The 18,569-nt window shown below is 65.6% G+C and carries 14 protein-coding genes; all 14 read right to left on the reverse strand.

From position 1 onward, the window contains the following. Positions 1-22: 22 nt before the first annotated feature. The 14 genes from DSOUD_RS05545 to DSOUD_RS05610 all read right to left on the reverse strand — a co-directional run bounded on the left by DSOUD_RS05545 (position 23) and on the right by DSOUD_RS05610 (position 18,564). Positions 23-373, reverse strand: a complete 351-nt coding sequence (locus DSOUD_RS05545) for a hypothetical protein (RefSeq protein ID WP_198300371.1) — start codon at positions 371-373, stop codon at positions 23-25. Positions 374-505: 132 nt separating this feature from the next. Continuing rightward, positions 506-1,567 carry an NADH:flavin oxidoreductase/NADH oxidase gene (locus DSOUD_RS05550; RefSeq protein ID WP_053550068.1) on the reverse strand — a complete coding sequence of 354 codons (1,062 nt, stop codon included), beginning with the start codon at positions 1,565-1,567 and terminating at the stop codon, positions 506-508. Next, positions 1,564-2,271, reverse strand: a complete 708-nt coding sequence (locus DSOUD_RS05555; protein ID WP_053550069.1) for a type 1 glutamine amidotransferase domain-containing protein — start codon at positions 2,269-2,271, stop codon at positions 1,564-1,566. Before DSOUD_RS05555 ends, DSOUD_RS05550 begins: the two co-directional genes overlap by 4 nt. A 304-nt stretch (positions 2,272-2,575) precedes the next feature. Then, positions 2,576-3,331: an NADH-quinone oxidoreductase subunit B family protein gene (locus DSOUD_RS05560; RefSeq protein WP_053550070.1), complete on the reverse strand. Its 756-nt coding sequence runs from the start codon at positions 3,329-3,331 to the stop codon at positions 2,576-2,578. A 14-nt stretch (positions 3,332-3,345) separates the two neighbouring features. After that, positions 3,346-4,875 carry a hydrogenase large subunit gene (locus tag DSOUD_RS05565; protein WP_053550071.1) on the reverse strand — a complete coding sequence of 510 codons (1,530 nt, stop codon included), beginning with the start codon at positions 4,873-4,875 and terminating at the stop codon, positions 3,346-3,348. Then, complete coding sequence (locus tag DSOUD_RS05570; protein ID WP_053550072.1) at positions 4,872-6,302, reverse strand: proton-conducting transporter transmembrane domain-containing protein; 1,431 nt, start codon at positions 6,300-6,302, stop codon at positions 4,872-4,874. Before DSOUD_RS05570 ends, DSOUD_RS05565 begins: the two co-directional genes overlap by 4 nt. A 3-nt stretch (positions 6,303-6,305) precedes the next feature. Next, positions 6,306-6,944 carry an NADH-quinone oxidoreductase subunit K gene (locus DSOUD_RS05575; protein WP_053550073.1) on the reverse strand — a complete coding sequence of 213 codons (639 nt, stop codon included), beginning with the start codon at positions 6,942-6,944 and terminating at the stop codon, positions 6,306-6,308. A 20-nt stretch (positions 6,945-6,964) separates the two neighbouring features. Then, complete coding sequence (locus tag DSOUD_RS05580; RefSeq protein ID WP_198300397.1) at positions 6,965-7,882, reverse strand: respiratory chain complex I subunit 1 family protein; 918 nt, start codon at positions 7,880-7,882, stop codon at positions 6,965-6,967. A gap of 19 nt (positions 7,883-7,901) precedes the next feature. Continuing rightward, complete coding sequence (locus tag DSOUD_RS05585; protein WP_053550075.1) at positions 7,902-9,875, reverse strand: proton-conducting transporter transmembrane domain-containing protein; 1,974 nt, start codon at positions 9,873-9,875, stop codon at positions 7,902-7,904. 1 nt (position 9,876) lies between these two features. After that, on the reverse strand, positions 9,877-11,868 hold the full coding sequence (locus tag DSOUD_RS05590; RefSeq protein WP_053550076.1) for a proton-conducting transporter transmembrane domain-containing protein: 1,992 nt from the start codon (positions 11,866-11,868) through the stop codon (positions 9,877-9,879). Further along, complete coding sequence (locus DSOUD_RS05595; protein WP_053550077.1) at positions 11,868-12,602, reverse strand: YoaK family protein; 735 nt, start codon at positions 12,600-12,602, stop codon at positions 11,868-11,870. Before DSOUD_RS05595 ends, DSOUD_RS05590 begins: the two co-directional genes overlap by 1 nt. Before the next feature lie 33 nt (positions 12,603-12,635). Then, the gene (locus DSOUD_RS05600) at positions 12,636-13,313 is read right to left on the reverse strand and encodes a PTS sugar transporter subunit IIA (protein WP_053550078.1); all 678 of its coding nucleotides are present in this window, start codon (positions 13,311-13,313) and stop codon (positions 12,636-12,638) included. A gap of 185 nt (positions 13,314-13,498) precedes the next feature. Then, entirely contained in the window at positions 13,499-15,841 is a 2,343-nt protein-coding gene (gene ptsP / locus DSOUD_RS05605; RefSeq protein ID WP_053550079.1) for a phosphoenolpyruvate--protein phosphotransferase, read from the reverse strand. Positions 15,842-16,278: 437 nt separating this feature from the next. Further along, positions 16,279-18,564, reverse strand: a complete 2,286-nt coding sequence (locus DSOUD_RS05610; protein ID WP_053550080.1) for a sigma 54-interacting transcriptional regulator — start codon at positions 18,562-18,564, stop codon at positions 16,279-16,281. Positions 18,565-18,569 lie beyond the last annotated feature (5 nt).

Genomic DNA, 18,569 nt, shown 5'->3' on the forward strand with positions numbered 1-18,569 from the left:
TTCTGTGAGTTAATCTGGAGTCTTACATGGTGTTGTAATCGTCCGATTCCACCAGGTCGCCGGTGGAGTCGAGGAAGGAGCCTTTTTGTGAATCTTTGACGATCTCCACCTTGTCATGGGCTACGGAACAGACGGTTCCGCAGACCGTGCATTCGTAAAGGGCCTCGTGGAACTGGAAGGCTTCCAGCTCTGTTTCATAGCTGACCATGCATTGACAGGTGGGACAAACGAAATCTGTGGAGACTTTCTGTCGTTTCTGAACCCGTCCCTTGATGATTTTCATAACCTCACCGGAGAAGGTCCAGATTCCGCCGCAGACTCCGCATTCACGGGCATCCTGGGAGAATCCTTCGGCATGAAGGTCAATTTCCACATGATCTCTGCTCTTACACAAAGGACATTTCATAAAATAGTCTCCTTTCGGGCCCATGGAACAATCAGTTATGGCCGCCAATATATCCTATTTCGCGCGGATAGGCAAATCAGGCGCGTGGCAAACTCCTCCCTATCTGGCCCGCAGGTACTGGTTCGGCCAGGGTGCCTCCTCCTCAAGCGCCCTGGCGGCATGGAGCGGCCAGTAGGGGTCGCGCAGCAACTGGCGCGCAAGAAGGACGACGTCGGCCTGGCCGGTGGCGACGATCTGCTCGGCCTGGGCCGGCTCGAGAATGAAGCCGACGGCGCCGGTGGCTAGGCCGGTTTCGGCGCGGATTCTCGCCGCAAAGGGGACCTGGAAGCCGGGACCGGCGGGAATCGACTCCTGGGGGACCACCGCTCCGGAGGAGCAGTCGATGAGGTCGACGCCGAGCGCCTTGAGTTGCCGTGCCAGAAGGACGGACTGATCCATGTCCCAGCCGTCCGGCGCCCAGTCGGTCGCCGAAATCCTCACAAAAAGCGGGAGCTCCCTCGGCCACTCCTCCCGCACGGCCCGGGCCACCCGCAAGGGGAACCGGAGGCGATTCTCGAGGGAGCCGCCATAACTGTCCTCCCGGCGATTGGCCAGGGGGGAGAGAAACTCATGCAGCAAATAGCCGTGGGCCATGTGGATTTCGAGGACCTGGAAACCGGCGGCATGGGCCCGGCCGGTTGCGGCACGGAATTCCCCTTCGATTCGCTCCATCCCGTCGAGGGTCAGGGACTGGGGGAGGGGATGGCCGACGGCAAAAGGGACGGCGCTCGGGGCAAGGGTCTGCCAGCTCCCTCCCTCCTTCCCCAGGGGGGCGCCGCCGAGCCAGGGAGGGGAACAGGACCCCTTGCGACCGGCATGGGCGAGCTGGATCCCCGCTACGGCGCCCTGCTCCCTTAGGAAGCGGGTTATGGGAACAAAGGCCTCGGCATGGCGGTCGCTCCAGAGGCCGCTGTCGCCGGGACTGATGCGCCCCTCCGGGCTGACCGCGGTGGCCTCGACCATGACCAGCCCGGCGCCGCCGACGGCGCGGCTGCCGAGATGGACGAGATGCCAGTCCGTGGGCAAACCGTCCCGGCTCGAATACTGGCACATGGGGGAGACAAAGACCCGGTTGCGAAAGGTGATCCCTCCCAGTGTCAGGGGGGAGAAGAGTTTGCTCATGGGGTCTCTCCGCTCTTTCGGTCGCCGGGGCGGAGTTTTTCCAGCAAGGCTTTGGCCGCCGCCACTGAGGAGGCGGGATTCTGCCCGGTGAGCAGGTTGCCGTCCTGAAGGGAATAGGACTGCCAGTCAGGACCACTGGAATATTTTCCTCCCCGGCTCTTGAGTTCCTCTTCCACCAGAAACGGTACGACATCTGTCAAGCCCACCGCGGCTTCCTCCGAGTTGGAAAATCCGGTGACCGATTTTCCCTGCACCAGGGGGGAGCCGTTCGCCGCCTTGGCGTGACGAAAAACTCCGGGAGCGTGACAGACGGCGGCCACCGGCTTGCCCTGGGCATACATTTTCTCGATCAGGGCAATGGAGTCCGGATCCTCGGCAAGGTCCCACAAGGGTCCGTGCCCCCCGGGGTAGAAGACCGCGTCGTAGTCGTCCGCCCTGATGTCGGAGAGCTTCACCGTCCCGGCCAGAGCCGCCCGGCTCGCAGGATCGGCCTTGAAACGAGCGGTGGCGGCGGTCTGAAACTCCGGCTCGTCGCTCTTCGGGTCGAGCGGCGGCTCTCCTCCCCTGGGGGAGGCGAGGGTGATCGCGGCGCCGGCGTCCTTGAACACGTAATAGGGCGCCGCGAACTCTTCCAGCCAGAAGCCGGTCTTTTTTCCGGTCTCGCCGAGGCGATCGTGCGACGTCAGAACCATCAGTATTTTCATCCTCATCTCCTTTGAGTTGGCCTCGACCGCGGGGGGGCGAAAATGAAATCGGACTCCGTCCTCACCCGAAAGGCTCTGCCGTAAGATTTTCCGCTATTAACTCTACAACAGTCTCCGTGATGTGCCACCCTCCTCGCATTGCGGCGCCCCTGGCTTCTTGAAAGGCCCGTTTTCAAGGGTCGGAGAACGCAGCACTTATCAGAAACGGGAATGGCCAACCTCGAAAACGAGGTTGGCCATTTTTTGTCTTGCCGCAGGAAGGTTGAATCCGGAATTTTTCAGCCTCGCTCGCTCGCCCGAGCCGTCAGAGGCGGCCCAGCATGCGCAGCAGTCCGTCGAGGACGGTGTAGGGGTGGGGTGGGCAGCCGGGGATGTAGAGGTCGACGGGGAGGAGGTCGCCGAGGCCGTTGTTGACTTCCGGACTGTCGCGATAGGGGCCGCCGCCGATGGCGCAGGCGCCGGAGGCGATCACCAGCTTCGGCTCGGGGATCGCCGCGTAGGTCTCGAGAAGGGCGCCCTTCATGTTCTCGGCCACCGGCCCGGTGACCAGGATGCCGTCGGCGTGGCGCGGCGAGGCGACGAACTGGATGCCGAAACGCCCGAGGTCGTAGGTCAGGGTGCCGAGGACATTGAGGTCGGCCTCGCAGGCGTTGCAGCCGCCGGCGCTGACCTGGCGCAGCTTCAAGGAGCGGCCGAAGAGCTTTTTCATCCTCCTGTCGAGGGGACCGGCCAGGGCGAAGACGTCCCCGTCGGTCAGCAGCCCCTCCCGGGTGCGGGAGGCCAGGCGGTGGTCGCGACTGAAAGTGAGTGCTTCGTGGGGGCAGGCGGCGCTGCAGTCGCCGCAGAAGATGCAGCGCCCCATGTCGAGACGGAGACGTCCCCCGTCCACCTGCAAGGCGCCGTAGGGGCAGGAGGAGAGGCACTCCCGGCAGTCCTGGGGACAGCCTCCCGGCTCCAGACGGGGGAGGCCGCGGAAGCGCTCGGGCAAGACGGGGTCCTGTCGGGGGTATTTGGCCGTGCGGTGTCCCTGGCGCAGGCGTTCGCAAATGACTTTCAGCATAAACGGTGTGCTCCTTACAGGTCGAATCCGCAGTAGGAGAGGTTGAAACTCTTGTTGCACAGAGGAAAGTCGGAGATCTGCTCGCCGCGCAGGGCCATCGCCAGCCCCCCCCAGTTGCGGAAGGAGGGGTCGACCACCTTGTAGCGGGACAGGGCCCCCCGCCCGTCGGTGAGGGCCACATGAACGACTTCGCCGCGCCATCCTTCCACCAGCGATACCGTCAGACTCCGGGGGGCCAGGGCCGGCAGGGCGCACCGGATCGGGCCCGGCGGCAGGTTGCGCAGCCCTTTCCTGACCATTTCCAGCGAGTCGTAGATCTCGCGCCTCCGGATTTTGGCCCGGGCGCAGACGTCCCCGTCCTCTTCGATGACCACCGGGGCGAAGGAGCCCTCCCGGTTGCCGAGGGGATGGTGAAGACGGCTGTCGATGGTGAGCCCCGAGGCGCGGGCGGCCATCCCGACCATGCCGAGTTCCTCGGCGACCTCGGGCGTCACGATCCCCGTCCCTTCGATCCGGGCCAGGACCGACGGCGAATCGAAGAAGAGCTCGATCGCTCCCCGGGTGTCCTTCTCCATCGCCGCAAGGCGCTGCAGCATTGCCGCCGCCAGCAAGGGGTCGACATCGAAGGCGACGCCGCCGGGGCGCACCAGGCCGCGACCGAAGCGGCTGCCGCAGATTTCGGCGGTGAGGTTCAGATAGTCGCCGCGAATCCGCCCGCAGAAACTGGCGGTGGGGAGGTAGCCGATGTCTCCGGCCAGGGCGCCGAGGTCGCCGACGTGGTTGGCCAGTCTTTCCAGCTCCAGGGCAATGGCGCGCAGGGCGGCGCCCCGGGGGGACGCCGGAACGCCGGAGAGCGATTCGAGGGCCTGGCAGTAGGCGCTGGCATGGCCGATGGTGGTGTCGCCGGCCGCCGCTTCGAGCTGATGGATCGTGGCGCCGTGCGGGCCGCCGGTGAGGAGCTGCTCGATGCCGCGGTGCTGGTAGCCGCGGGAGATCTCGAGGTGCAGCACCTTTTCGCCGTGGCACTGGAAGCGGAAGTGCCCCGGTTCGATGATTCCGGCATGAACCGGTCCGACGGCGACCTCGTGGATCTCTTCTCCCTCCACCTGGTAAAAGGGCATCTCCCCGGGAACCGGATGCCGCAGCGGGTCGCGTCCCCAGGCATCCAGGCGCCCCGGCTGTACCCGGTGAAAACGCAGCGGCTTGAACCAGGGGTGGCCGGTGGGGACGGCCCCGAACTCCTCGGCGATTTCCCGTTCGAAGAGGCCAAGCTGGGGACAGCGGGGCGTCAGCGAGGGGTAGGTGTTGCCGATGCGGGTGCGCAGGAGCACCAGGTCCCCCTGCCAGTCCCGCGCCAGCACCGCCAAAAGGTCGAGTTCATCATCGCCTGCCGGGTAGGCGAAGTAGGCGGAGACCCGCCCCAGGTTGGAGCATGTCTCCAGCAGCCGGTCGCCAAACTCCCCGTAGGAAAGGAGAGGCAGGGTCTCCAGGGGGAGAGAGTCCCCGTTTTTCAGGGAGACGATTTTCCCTGTCGAATCGCTCATGATTTGCCCTCCAGCAGGTTGGCGGCATTTTGAAGCAGTGCGCGCAGGGGCTCGGGGATGTAGAGGCCGAGGAGCAACACGACCAGGATCAGGACCAGGGGGGGGGCGACGAGGAGAAAGCGGTCCTTGAAGAGCACTTTCTTCTCCGTTGTCTCCCCCTGGGTCGCCGCCAGGACCGTGGCGCCCATGCCGATGAAGATCATCGCCAGGAGGGAGAGAAAGGCCACGCCGACGGCCGTATGCCCGCCGGAGAAAATCCCGCGCAAAATGGTGAACTCGCTCATGAAGAGGCCGAAGGGGGGGGAGCCGGTAATGGCGAGAAACCCGACGAGAAAGAGGGTCCCCGAAACCGGGACGGCGGCGATGGCGCCGCGGACCTCGGAGAGGTTCTTGCTGGCAAAGGCCCGCTGGATGTTGCCGGCGGAGAGAAAGAGGCATCCCTTGGTCAGGGCGTTGTTGACCAGGTGGAGGAGGGCGCCGTAGGTGGCGAGTCCGCCGATGCCGACGCCGATGGCGAGAATCCCCATGTGCTCGACGCTGGAATAGGCCAGCATCCGTTTGATGTCGGGCTGTCGGACCATGAAGACGGCCGCCAGAAGGAGGGAGAGGAGTCCCATGCCGAGGAGGGCGTGGCGGGCCATGGTCAGGTCGCCGGCGGCTCCCATCAGTTGAACGCCGCGGACAATGGCCAGGAAGGCGACGCTGGTCAGGCCCCCGGCCAGGAGGGCGCCGACCACCGCCGGAGCCTCGCCGTAGGCATCGGGCTTCCATGTATGCAGCGGAGCGAGCCCCATCTTGGTGCCGAAGCCGACCAGCAGAAAAACGAAGCCGGCGTGCAGCCAGGGGGAGGCCAGACTCGGTGCGGCCGCCAGCAGTCTGTCGAACTGCAGGGTGGCCGGTCCGGCGCCTCCGAGGGCCGAATAGGCGATGAAGAGGATGCCGAACATGGCCAGGGCGATCCCCACCGAGCAGATGAGCAGGTATTTCCAGGTCGCCTCGATGGAGAGGCGGTTGCGGTTGTAGTAGATGAGGGGGGCACTGGCGAGGGTGGTGGTTTCCACTGCCATCCACAACACCCCGAGATGACGGGCGACCACGGCCAGGGTCATGGCCGACAAGAAGATCAGCAGGCAGGGGGCCATGACCTTGTTGCCGCGGGCGCGGTGGAGTTTCAGATAGTCCACGGCGTAAAAGGCGCAGCTGCAAAAGAGGAGGCTGGTCGCCAGAAGGACGATCTTCGACAGGGAATCGAGGCCGATCCAGGCGCCGGGAGCCGCCACCGGAGACTGTCCGACGACGAGGAAGGAGGCGAGGAGCAGATGGAGAGTCCCGGCCAGCGGCAGCATCCAGGAGCGTCCCTGGTACCAGGGGAGGAGGAAGGCCAGGGCGGCGAAAAAAAGCGGAAAGAGAATCAATGCGGCTAGCATGGCTTAATCCTTGAGGGCCGAAAGGCGTTCGGTATTGATGGTGGAGAATTCGCGGTTGATCTGGTTCATCACGATCCCCATGACGAAGACGCCGACGAGGAGATCGAGAAGGACGCCGGCTTCGACCATGAGGGGCATGGCGTCGGAGAGGAGGATGCCGAAGATGAAAATTCCGTTTTCCAGCATCAGGTAGCCGAGAACCTGGGTGATCGCCTTGCGCCGGGTCATGAGGAGGAGAAAGCCGCTGAAAAAGGTGGCCAGGGCCGTGGGGATGAAGAGTCCGTCCTGGTGCTGGGCCAGCAGGGGGAGGAAATCGGCGAAGATGAAGGTGCCGGCGGTGATCAGCGCCCCGAGGAGGAGGGTCGGAACGTAGCCGATCAGCGGCTCGACCTCGCGGCGGATACGGACCTCGCGGATGGCCCGCAGGAGGAGCCAGGGGATGAAGAGCCCTTTGAGGAGGAGGGCGCCGCCGGAGAGGAGGAGGGTGTGGCCGGTGATGCCGTGGGAGAGGATCGGCAGCAGGGCCAGCAGTCCCCCCTGAATCGCCACCGCCCGGATGCAGGCGCCGAGGCGGGCGCTGCCGAGGGTGAAGAAGTTGAGGAGCACGACCAGGAGCAGGCAGAAATTGCTGAGACTATGCATCGGGACCTCTCCTAAGGGGGTCAGGTTGAACGCAGCACCAGAACCAGGGCGAAAATAGAAATCAGGACGGTGCCGATGAGGATCTGCGGAACGCGCACCAGGCGCAGCCGGGCCATCGTCGACTCGACGACGCCGATCAGGATCGCCAGGACGAGGAGCCCGCCGAGAAAGACCAGGACGTCGCCGAGGATGTGGCCGGTCTGCCAGGGGAAGGCCAGGCGCACGAGAAGAGCGCCGAGAACCATGAGCTTGAGGGAGGCTCCGTAGAGGATCATCCCCAGGGCCGGGCCGCTGTGGTCGAGGACCATGACTTCATGGATCATCGTCAGCTCGAGGTGGGTGTTGGGGTCGTCGAAGGGGATGCGGGAATTCTCCACCAGCAGGACGACAAAGAGGCAGACGAGGATCAGTCCGAGGGGGGCGGCGGCGCCGGTGCCCCACGCCCCGGCCAGGTGGGGACCGAAGAGGGAATTGAGGGAGAGCCCCCCGGAAATGCGGGCCAGGACGATGAGGGAAAAAAGGATGGTCGGTTCGGCCAGGCAGGAGAAGGTCACTTCCCGGGCGGCTCCCATCCCCTCGAAGCTCGATCCGGTATCGAGGGCCGCCAGGGCGGTGAAGAAGCGACCGAGGCCGAAGAGATAGACGAAAAGGATCAGGTCCCCTTCGAAGGAGATCGGCGCCGGCAGACCCCCGAAGGGGAGGAGGAGCGAGGCCAGCACGGGGACGGTGAGAGCGACGGCCGGCCCGGCCAGAAAGACCCAGGTCGTGGTGCGGCTCAGGACAAACCCCTTCCCCCAGAGGCGCCGCAGGTCGAAGTAGGGCTGCAGCAGCGGCGCTCCGATCCGGCCGGCGAAGAGGGCCTTGGTTCTGGTAATCACCCCCTGCAGCAGCGGTGCGAAGAGGAGGAGCAGGCAGAGGTGAAGCAAAAATCCGGCGATCATGGAAGTCTCCTCGGCATCAGGGGATCAGGGCGAACAGAACGATCAGGGTCAGGGCGACGTACAGAAGATAGAAGGAGGTGTGCCCGTTCTGGATGAAACGGCGCAGGCGGTTGCTCAGCCAGGCGATCCCCCCGGCGGCCGGAAGGAGGGCCCGGTCGAGGACCGCATCCGGCGTGTGGCTGGAAAAAGTGCTCGGCTTCGGGAAGGGGCCGGCCACCGGTTCGCCGTGGCGTTCGGTCAGGAGTCCGACGCGGAAGAGGCCGACGATCAAATCGCCGAAGGAGGAGGCGCTGTATTGCATGCGCGGCGTCGGCGCCAGATAACCGCACCCCCAGGTGGAGGCATCCCGCGGCGCCTTGCGGCTGCGCCTTGCGATCCAGAACCCGGCGACGGCGATGAGCAGCAGCAGGGACCAGGCCAGGGCGCCGATCATCGGCAGATGGGCCAGTGGCGCGGCGAGGGTCAGGGGTGCCAGGGAAGGAGACCATACGGTGGCGGCCCGTTGCAGCAGAGGGGCGACGGTCCAGGGGGAGAGGCCGATCCAGGCGCAGGCGAGGAGCAGGACGAGCATCGGCAGGCGCATGCTCGCCGGCGCCGGGTGCGCCCTGGCGGCCGCTTCCTGGCGCGGTTCGCCGAGAAAGACGAGGCCGAAGACCTTGACGAAGCAGGCCAGCGCCAGGCCGCCGATGAGCGCCAGGGCCGGGGCGGCCAGCAGAGCCAGTTGGCTGGCCGAAACGCTCCCCGGCAGGGAATGCAGGGCTCCCTGGTAGATCAGCCATTCGCTGACGAAGCCGTTGAAGGGGGGGAGGCCGCAGATGGCCACGGCGCCGCCGAGAAAACAGATCCCGGTCCACTTCATGCGGCGGAGCAGCCCCCCCATCCCGTCGATCTGGCGGCTGCCGGTGGCGTGAATCACCGCTCCGGCGCCGTAAAAGAGGAGGGACTTGAAGAGGCCGTGGTTGACGGTGTGCAGGAGGGCTCCGGAGATCCCCAGGAGGACGAGCATCGGCTGTTGGGAGCTGCGGCCGATGAGCGCTATCCCGAGGCCGAGGGTGATGATGCCGATGTTCTCGACGCTGTGGTAGGCCAGCAGGCGCTTGATGTCGTGCTGGGCTATGGCCAGAGCGACGCCGAGAATCCCGGATATCGCCCCGAGGGCAAGGACGATGATCCCCCAGCTCGGCGGAATGGCGGCGTAGAAGGAGGTCAGGCGCACCAGGCCGTAGATTCCCGTTTTGATCATCACCCCGGAGAGGAGGGCCGAGGCATGGCTGGGGGCCGCGGCGTGGGCGCCGGGGAGCCAGATATGCAGCGGCATCAGCCCCGCCTTCATGCCGAAACCGAAGAGGCCGAGGAAGAAAATTGCGCTCCCCGCTCCTCCTGCGGCCAGGCTCGCCGCCGGGGGAAAGGTAAAGGAGCCGCAGATCCCCTCGAGGAGGGCAAAGAGGGCGATGAGAGCCAGGGTGCCGGTGTGGGTGGCCGCCAGATAGATGAGGCCGGCGCGGCGGGCGTCGCTCCGGTTGTCCTCGGTGGTGATGAGGAAAAAGCCGGAGAGAGCCATCGCTTCCCAGGCGAAGAGAAAGAGGAGACCGTTGCGGGCGGTCAGGAGCAGAACCATCGCCGCGCCAATCACCCCGTAGAAGAGACGGAGCTGGCGACCGTTGTTCGGATGGTCCCGCTGCGGCCAGTAGCCGAGGCCGTAGATGGCGCCGAGGGGAGCGACGAGAAAGAGGGGGAAGAGGAAGACGGCGCTTAAGGGGTCGATGGCCAGGGAAAAGGCGGCGCCGGGGAGGGGCCAGGGGAGGTTCAGGGCGGCGTTGCCGTCCGGCGCCAGGCTCAAGAGGGTGCCGACGACCCCGCAGAGGCTGCCGAGGAGAATCAGGGCGACGAAGATTCTCTCTCCCCCCTCGGATTCCCGAGGCATCAGGAGTCCGGGAAAACCGGAACCGAGCATCAGCAGCACTCCGGTCATGAAGAGGCCGATGGCCATCTCAACTCCTCCCTTCCAGAACGCTCCACACCATCAGGACCGCGCAGGTCAGGAAGATGTAGAAGAGATAGACCTGGGATTTCCCCTGCTGCAGCCAGCGCAGGCGCTGGCTCCGTCGGGCGATCCCTTCGACGGCGGGGAAAAAGATTTTGATCAGCACCGGGTCGAGGGCCCTCTGGGCCAGGCGGGAAACGGCGGGAAAGAGGCCGGCCGGTCGTTCGGCCGTCACCTCGGGGCGCAGCGCCGCCGGCAGGAGGTGGTTCTGGGTCAGTTCGGCGAAGGCCTCGCCGGTGTAGGCCATGCGCGGGGTAGGGAAGGGAAAGCCGCACCCCCAGGTGGCGCCCTGGGCTTCCGGGCGAAGGCGCCGCAAGATCGCCAGGAGCAACGCCATCAGGCCGAAGAAAAGGCAGAGGAGGAGCCCCCAGCGGCCGAGGGGCGCCAGGGGAGCAAGGATTGCCGGGATCCCCGTCGTGCCCGCGGGGAGGAGCTGGGCCAGGGCGGGAGAAAGGAGATCGACGGCAAAGAGGGGGAACAGGCCGATGGCAAGGGAGACGGACAGGAGCAGGACCATCGGAGCAAGCATCAGCGGCGACGATTCGTGGGCGGCTTCGGCGGCGGCGGTGCGGGGCTGGCCGAGAAGGGTGATTCCCGTCAGGCGGGTGAAGGCGACGACGGCCAGGGCCCCGGTGAGGCCGAGGAGTCCGACCATCAGCAGCGGCAGGAGTCCGGCAAAGCCGCCGGTCGAAGTCCCCGCCTGCAGCAGGCCGAGATAGATCAGGTATTCGCTGATCAGCCCGTTGAAGGGGGGGAGGGCCGCGATCGCCAGGCTGCCGCCGATAAGGAGTCCTCCGGTCCAGGGCATGCGCTGGAGGAGACCGCCGAGCCGGTCCATGTCCCGGGTTTTGGTGGCGTGAAGAACGCTGCCGGCGCCGAGGAACATCAGCCCCTTGAAGAGGGAGTGATTCCAGATGTGCAGCAGCCCGCCGCCAAAACCGAGGACCGCCAGGGCCGGCTGGCCGTTGGCGGAGGCGTAGAGGCCGAGGCCGAGGCCGACGAAGATGATGCCGATGTTTTCCACGGTGGAGTAGGCCAGGGCCCGTTTGATGTCGCTTTGAAAACAGGCCAGGGTGATGCCGAAGAGGGCGCCGGTTCCGCCCAGGGCCATCAGGACGATCCCCGCCGTCCCGGAAACCGAAGGGAGGAGGGTGTAAAAGCGCAGGATGCCGTAGATGCCGGTCTTCACCAGAACCCCGGACATCAATGCCGAGACGTGGCTCGGGGCCGCCGGGTGGGCATCCGGGAGCCAGACATGGAGGGGGAAGAGGCCGGCCTTGACGCCGAATCCGGCGGCGGCGACGGCAAAAAGGAGGGTGGCCTCGGCCACAGGGAGTCCCCTGAGCCGCGAAAAGTCGGCGAAGTCGAAACCGCCGCACCGCACCCCGCAGACGGCAAAGAGAGCCAGAAGGAGCATCAGACCGAGGTGGGCCATGACCAGGTAGAGCCAGGCGGCCCTGCGGACCTCGGCGAGGTGGTGCTCGAAGGCGACGAGAAAAAAGGAGGCGATGGTCATCACTTCCCAGGCCGCCAGAAAGAGGAGGGCGTTGGCGGCCGTGACCACCAGGATCATGGCGGCCAGCAGGAGATTGAAGAAAAACCAGTGCGCTCCCAGCGCACGGGGCTTAGGGTGCCCCCGCAGATAGCCGGCGGCGTAGAGGGCGCAGAGAAGGCCGAGGAGGGCAATCGGCAGGAGAAAAAAGGCGGCCAGGGAGTCGAGCTGCAGTGCGAAGTGCCCCCCGGGAACGGACCAGGCGGCGCTGTAGAAAAGGGATGTTCCTCCGCTGAGGCAGAAGAGTGCTGGCAGACTCCCCGCCAGGACCCCCGCCGCGGCTCCGCCCAGGCCGAAACCGGTCGCCAGGCGCGGCCGGGCCGAGCTCAGGAGGGCCAGCACTGCGCTTCCGGTCAGAAGAGCCAGGGAAAGGAGGAGGAGGCCCATCACATATCCTCCGGGGCGGGGACGCCCCAACGGTCGATGACGAAATCGTTGAGATGGCGCCGGCGCCAGAGGTAGTAGCCCAGTCCCGCGGTGCCGCAGCCGGCGGCGGCAAGGAAGAGGGAGGGGATGCCGATGCGGAGGTAGGCCAGGGCGCCGAGGACGCCGCCGGTGAAAAAGCCGCTGAGAAGGAGGGTCAACAGGGCCAGCTTCCAGACTTCGATCCGTCGATAGCGGAGAAACTGGCCGAGGAGGACGCCGATGTCGGTGACCATCCCCGTCGCATGGGTGGTGCGGATGATCAGGCCGTAAAAACTGCTGGCCATGGCGTTCTGCAGACCGCAGGCCATGGCCGCCAGGGGGATACCGAGGCGGTTCTGGCCGAGGAGGAGGAGGGTCGCGGTGCAGAGGATCGCCCCCTCGATCATCATGGTGATCCCGTAGCGGCGGCCGGGTCGGACCTGGGTGGCGCCGATGATCAGGCCGCTGAGGATGGCGCCGCAGAGGAAGCCGGCGAAGATCGCCGAGGCGCCGCGGAAATCGGGGCGGTTGGCGGTGGACAGATCGATGGCCAGGCGCGACACGGCGCCGCTCATGTGACTGACCGGCACATGGTAGATCCCGAGCAGGACGGCGTTGACATATCCGGCCACCGAAGACAGGAGCGTGCCGAAGACGACGACCCAGGGGTGCTCCCGGTGAAAGCTGGATTTTTCTCTGTACGGCGAATAGGGCATCCTGCGCGACTCCTGCGACCGGGGCGACGGTCGTTATTGCTTCTGAAACTCTTCCGCCCGCATCAGGGCGGCAAAAATCTCCTCGCGGCTCCCCTGTTCGGTGAGAACCCTCCGGAAATCCTGGTTTTTAAGGAGAAAGCCGAGGAGGGAGAGGAGGTGGAGATGGGTTCGCTGGGTGGGGGCGATGAGGGTGAAAAGGATCTGGACCGGAAGGCCGTCCAGAGACCGGAAATCGACGGGATTTTCGAGGAAGCAGAGAGTGACGGTCGGCCGGGTGACGTGGAGGAGGTACGGGCTGCGCGGGTGCGGGAGGGCGATCCCCTCGCCGACCCCCGTCGAGGCGAGGTTCTCCCGGGCGATGAGGGCTTTTTGCAGAGAGTCTCGGTCGACCTCGTCGGGGAGGCGCAGGTGCGCCACGACGTCGGCCAGCACCTCGTCGCGACTCCGCCCCTCGATACGGTAGAAGACCCCTCCGGCCTCCATGGCGGTCGTCAGGTCGGGGAGGGGCAGGGCATCGGTTTCCGGTTCGGCGAAGGCCTCCGGCGAAACACCCATGCGGCGCGAGGAGGCCCAGTCGAGGAGCTCGGCGCGGGTGAAGCGATAGCTCTCGTGAACCTTGTAGGCAGGAATCAGGTCCTGCTTGATCCAGCGGTAGATCGTTTTTTCCGAAACGGAGAGGAGCCGGGCGGCATCCTTCACAGAAAGGTTCATTTTTACCTCTTCTGTCATATGTGTCCAGGGCTGGACAAGTTAGGACATTACGCCCGGGAAGGGACAGAAGTCAACGGGAAATTACCTGAGGGTCCCTTGCTTCCGGAAGGAGGAGCAAAGGGAATGAAAACGGCTCCCGGCAAGAGACCGGGAGCCGCGTCGAGGGGGGAGGTCGGCCTGCCGATTCAGAGATCCCTGTCGAGGGAGGAGAGGACCTTGGCGAGGTGGGCGCGGATGCTGATGCTGTCGACCAGGGTCAGCGCCTCGCGGGCCGCCTTGCGGGCGACCTTGAGCGGCAGACGGGCCAGGAGCGCCTTGGTGCGGGGGATGAAGGGGGCGGGCATGGAAAATTCGCGAATCCCCATCCCGAGCAGAACCAGGAAGTTGATGGGGTCGGAGCCCATCTCGCCGCAGAGGCACAACCCCTTCCCCTCGCGGTTGGCGACCTCGGCGACCTCGTGGAGGACCCGGAGGATGGCCGGATGGAGGGGGTCGTAGTATTTGTTGACCAGGGGGTTGTTGCGGTCGGCGGCCAGCATGTACTGAATCAGGTCGTTGGTCCCCAGGGCGAAGAAGTCGACTTCCCGGGCCAGTTGCGGGGCCATCTGCACCGCCGCCGGAACCTCGATCATCACCCCGAGGGGGAGCCTTTCGGCGGCGGCGATCCCCTCCCTGGCCAGGTTGGCGCGGGCTTCGGCCAGCACCAGCTTGCAGGCCCGCACCTCCTCGAGTCCGGAGATCATGGGGAAAAGGAGCTTGACCGGGCCGTGGACCCCGGCCATGAGAATCGCTTCGAGCTGCGTGCGGAAGATGTCGCGGTTGTCGAGGGAAACCCGCACCGAACGCCACCCCATGAACGGGTTGTCCTCCCGGGGGGGGGTGAAGTAGGGGAGGACCTTGTCGCCGCCGATGTCGAGGGTGCGGATCGTGACCGGTTGGCCGGCAAATCCTTCGATGACCTTGCGGTAGAGCTGGTACTGGTCGTCGCGGTCGGGGAAGCTGCCGCGGGCCATGTAGGGGAATTCGGTGCGGTAGAGGCCGACCCCTTCAGCGCCGTTGCGCAGAGCCACCGCCACGTCGGAGACCAGGCCGATGTTGGCCCGCAGCACCACCCGTTCGCCGTCGCTGGTGGCGGCGACGGTGTCGCGGAATTCCTCGAGGCGGCTCAGTTCGCGGTCGCAGTCGGCCTCGAGCCGGCGGTATTCTTCCACCACGGTCGGCGGCGGATTGATGTACAGGCACCCCGAGTTGGCGTCGAGGATCAGGGGCGCATCGGGGGCGAGCCGTTTGAAGACCCCCTTGACCCCGACGAGAGCCGGGATGCCCATCGCCTTGGCCATGATCACGGCGTGGGAGTTTTTCTCTCCGGCTTCGGTGACGATGCCGAGGATCTGCTCGTGGTCGAGGGAGGCCATCTCCGAAGGGAGGAGTTCCCGGGCGACGAGGATCCCCGGGGTCTTGAGGTGCAGCAGGTGCTCCCCCTGGCCGACGAGGTTGGCGAGGAGGCGGCGGCCGATGTCTTCCATGTCCGCCGCCCGCTCTCGCAGGTAGGGGTCCTCCATGCGGGCGAAGGCCTCGATGTAGTCGTCGACCACCTTCTTCAGGGCGTAGGGAGCGCTGTGGCCGCCGGAGATTTCCCGGCGCACCTTGTCGAGGAAACCGCGGTCCTCGAGGATCATCAGATGGGTGTGAAAGATCGAGGCGTCGTCCTGGGAGAGGCGCTCGGCGACCCGTTTTTCCAGGAAGATCGTCTGGATGCGGGTCTTCTCCAGGGCCCCCTCGAGGCGCTGCATTTCCCTCTCCACCTCGACGTGCTCCTCGTCGAGGATGTCGGAAAAGCCGAGGCGCTCGTCCAGGAGGTGAGCCGGGCCCGAGACGACGCCGGGATAGGCGACCGTCCCCCGCAGAGCCGTTTCCCCCGAGTCCTGCAGGGCCGTTTCCCTGCTCAGGAGCGATTTGCGGGTGTGTTCGAGTTCGCGGGCGAAGCGGCTGCTCTCCTCCTCCTTGAGGCGGATCGAGTCGAGGAGGCGGGCGTTGATGACGATGGAGGAGATCTGGAAGGCGATGGTCGACAGGGCGCTGATTTCGGCCGGGCTGAAGAGGCGCGTCTCCTTGGTCTGCAGGACGATGACCCCCAGGGGGTGCTTGCGGTCGAAGAGAGGGATGCCGAGAAAGGAGTGGAAACGTTCCTCCCCCGTTTCCTTGAAGTAGCGGTAGCGGGGGTGGCTCTGGGGTTCCTGGATCGTCACCGCGTGGCGCTCCTGGGCCGCCATGCCGGTGAGACCCTCGCCGATCTGCAGCGTGACCTTGCCGATCGCCCGGCGGGAGAGACCCTTGCTGGCCCGCAGGCGCAGGGTGCAGTCATCCTCGTCGAGGAGATAGATGGAGCAGACCTCGGTTCGCATCCGTTTGGCGACCAGGGTGACGATGTTTTTCAGGGTGTCGTCGAGGTCGTGGGACTGGAGGATGAGGGCGCTGATGTCCTCCAGGGTGGTGACGCCGAGCCTTTCTGTCGGGCGGGTGGCCATGGTCGTCCTTTGGTCCGTTTGCAGGAGATGGCGCCGGGGGAGGGGGCAAGGGGGAGCCCGGTAGAAAACGCTGATCATAATAGCGAAACGGCAGGGGATTTGCGACAGAAAAAAAAACGCCGCCCGGGGGGAGAGAGGTCCCAGGGCGACGTAAAGGGGGCAGGATTCCGGTCGGGTTGGAACTGCTTTAATCCCCACATAGACTGATGAGGATTAAAGCAAGGGGTGTGCCAGAAATGACAGGCGCGGCAACGGGGAGAAAGACGGGGTTTTATCGACCTTCGGCAAGAGGATCCCCTTCTCGCCGTGCCAATTCTGGCACAGGGGGTGGAAGTGGTCTGGCCATTTAACTGGAAATTACGGCAGAAAACCGCCTCCGGGTTGCCGTGCCAGATTTGACACAACGGTGGACGACGATGTGTGCCGCAGCTGGCGCATCAGGGGGTCTCTCCCTGGAAGTCGCAGCCCTTGATTTCGTACCGGGCCAGGAGGCGGTAGAAGGTGCGGCGGGGGATCCCCGCCGTGCGTGCCGCCTTGGAGACGTTCCCTCCCGATTCCTGGAGATAGCGTCGGAGGAGTCCCTTTTCCACCTGTCCGAGGTGCTTTTCCCGCTGGTTGCGGAAGGTGACCGTGCCGGGATCCCTTTCTCCCTGATCGCCCAGCGCCAGTTCGGCGAAGATCACCGGGAGATTTTCCAGGCGGATCACAAAGTCCTGACTCAGCACCGCCGCCCGTTCGAGGATGTTCTGCAGCTCGCGGATGTTGCCGGGCCAGGGGTACTGGAGCATGGCGTGGATGGCGCGTTCGTCGATGCCGCGGATCGCCTTGTTGATCCGCTTGCTGGCCCGGGCTAGGAAGTGGTCGACCAGGGGGCCCAGCGACTCCATGCGGCTGCGCAGGGGCGGCATGGTGATGGTGAAGACGTTGAGGCGGTAAAAGAGATCCTCGCGGAACCACCCTTCCTTGACCCCCGTTTCGAGGTTCTTGTTGGTGGCGGCGATCAGGCGCACGTCGACCTTGCTGGTGACGGTCCCCCCCACCGGTTTGATTTCGCCGCCGTCGAGGACGCGCAGGAGTTCGGCCTGCAGCTTGGGGGTGATGTCGCCGATCTCGTCGAGGAAGATGGTGCCGCCGTTGGCGGCCTCGAACAGCCCCTTCTTGTCGGCGACGGCGCCGGTGAAGGCCCCTTTTTTGTGGCCGAAGAGTTCGCTCTCGAGGAGGCTGTCGGTGAGGGTGGTGCAGTTGACCGTCACCAGGGTCTTGTCGGAGCGCTGGCTCTGCTCGTGGATGGCGCGGGCGGTGAGTTCCTTGCCGGTGCCGCTTTCGCCGCGGATCAGCACCGTGGTCGGCGTCGGCCCGACCTGGCGGATCAGGCTGAGAACTTCGCGGGTGCGCAGGTCCTGGCCGATGATTGCCGTCTCGCCGTATTCGTGGGCCAGGGCGCGCTGGGCCAGATCGTACTTCTGGGCCATGTTGCGGCGGTCCTCCTCGAGGCGCTTGACCGAAAAGGGGAGGCACATCTCCCCCTCGGCCAGTCCCTGGTAGACGGCGACGGCGTGCTCCCGACAGGTGGGATAACCGCAGGCGCCGCAGTTGAGTTCATCCCGCTCGACGAACTTGTTGGTCGTCTGGAGAATCTGGCGGATGCTCTCGCCGCTCGGCACCTTGAGGCGCTTGGCCTTGTTCATGAAGCGCCGCTGCAGGTCGGGGCGGGGAGCGGCGGGGAGGTAATGGGGGGCGGTCTGGTAGGGGATGTCCTGGCTCTGGTAGTAGCGGTGGATCAGGTTGCGCTTGGAGAAGGTGGTGAGACGGTTGTTCTTGCCGGGGCCGCCGATGCAGCCGCCGCTGCAGAAGCGCACGTCAACCAGCCGCGGCGTGATGCGTCCGGCGGCCAGATCCTTGATGACCTCCAGGGCGTTTTCTTCCCCCTCCGTGGCGAGGAATTCGGGGTTGAAAAAGTCGTTGCTGATGCCGAAGGCCTGGAAGGGGCCGCCGGCGACGGGGAAGATCCTCCCCGTTTTCGGCGCCAGGCCGTCGAAGGGGGTTTCGCCGAGGCGGGTCATGTCGACGGCCTCCTCCTTGAGCATCCGGTTGAGCTCGCGGTAGGTCAGGACCACGTCGATGGCTCCGGCCACCGCTTCCGATTCGATCTCGAACTTGCCGGCGATGCAGGAGCTGATGTAGATCACCCGCACCGGCCCGGCGTGACGCCCCTTGATATGACGGCCGACGGCGACCATGGGGGAGACGAGGCCCATGAGGTTGCGCAGCAGTTCGGGGTAGTGGCGTTCGATGAGGTCGACGATGGTCGGGCAGTGGGTGGAAATCAGCGGCAGGTCGTTGGGGGCGGCGGCGAGGCGGGCATATTCCTCCCGCAGGAGCTCGACGCCGCTGGCCCCTTCATGAATTTCGCCGAAACCGAGGCGTTTGAGTCCGGTGACCAGCTGTCCCGGGCGGATGTCGTTGAAAAAGGCCGGGAAGGAGCAGCCGAGGACCGCCACCACCGGATCGGGACCGGCGAGGAGCCGGCGGGTCTCCTCCATGCAGTCGGCGATCACCTTGGCCTGCTGCGAGCAGACCCGGATGCACTTGCCGCAGCCGATGCAGCGCTCGTAGATGACCTCGGCGTGGTCTTCCTTGACGCGGATCGCCTTGACCGGGCAGTTGCGCACGCAGGCGTAGCACTTGCGGCAGCGTTCCTTGACCGTTTTGATCGGACCCATTTCGA

The organism is Desulfuromonas soudanensis (genome assembly GCF_001278055.1).
GTDB classification, from domain to species: Bacteria; Desulfobacterota; Desulfuromonadia; order Desulfuromonadales; family WTL; genus Deferrimonas; species Deferrimonas soudanensis.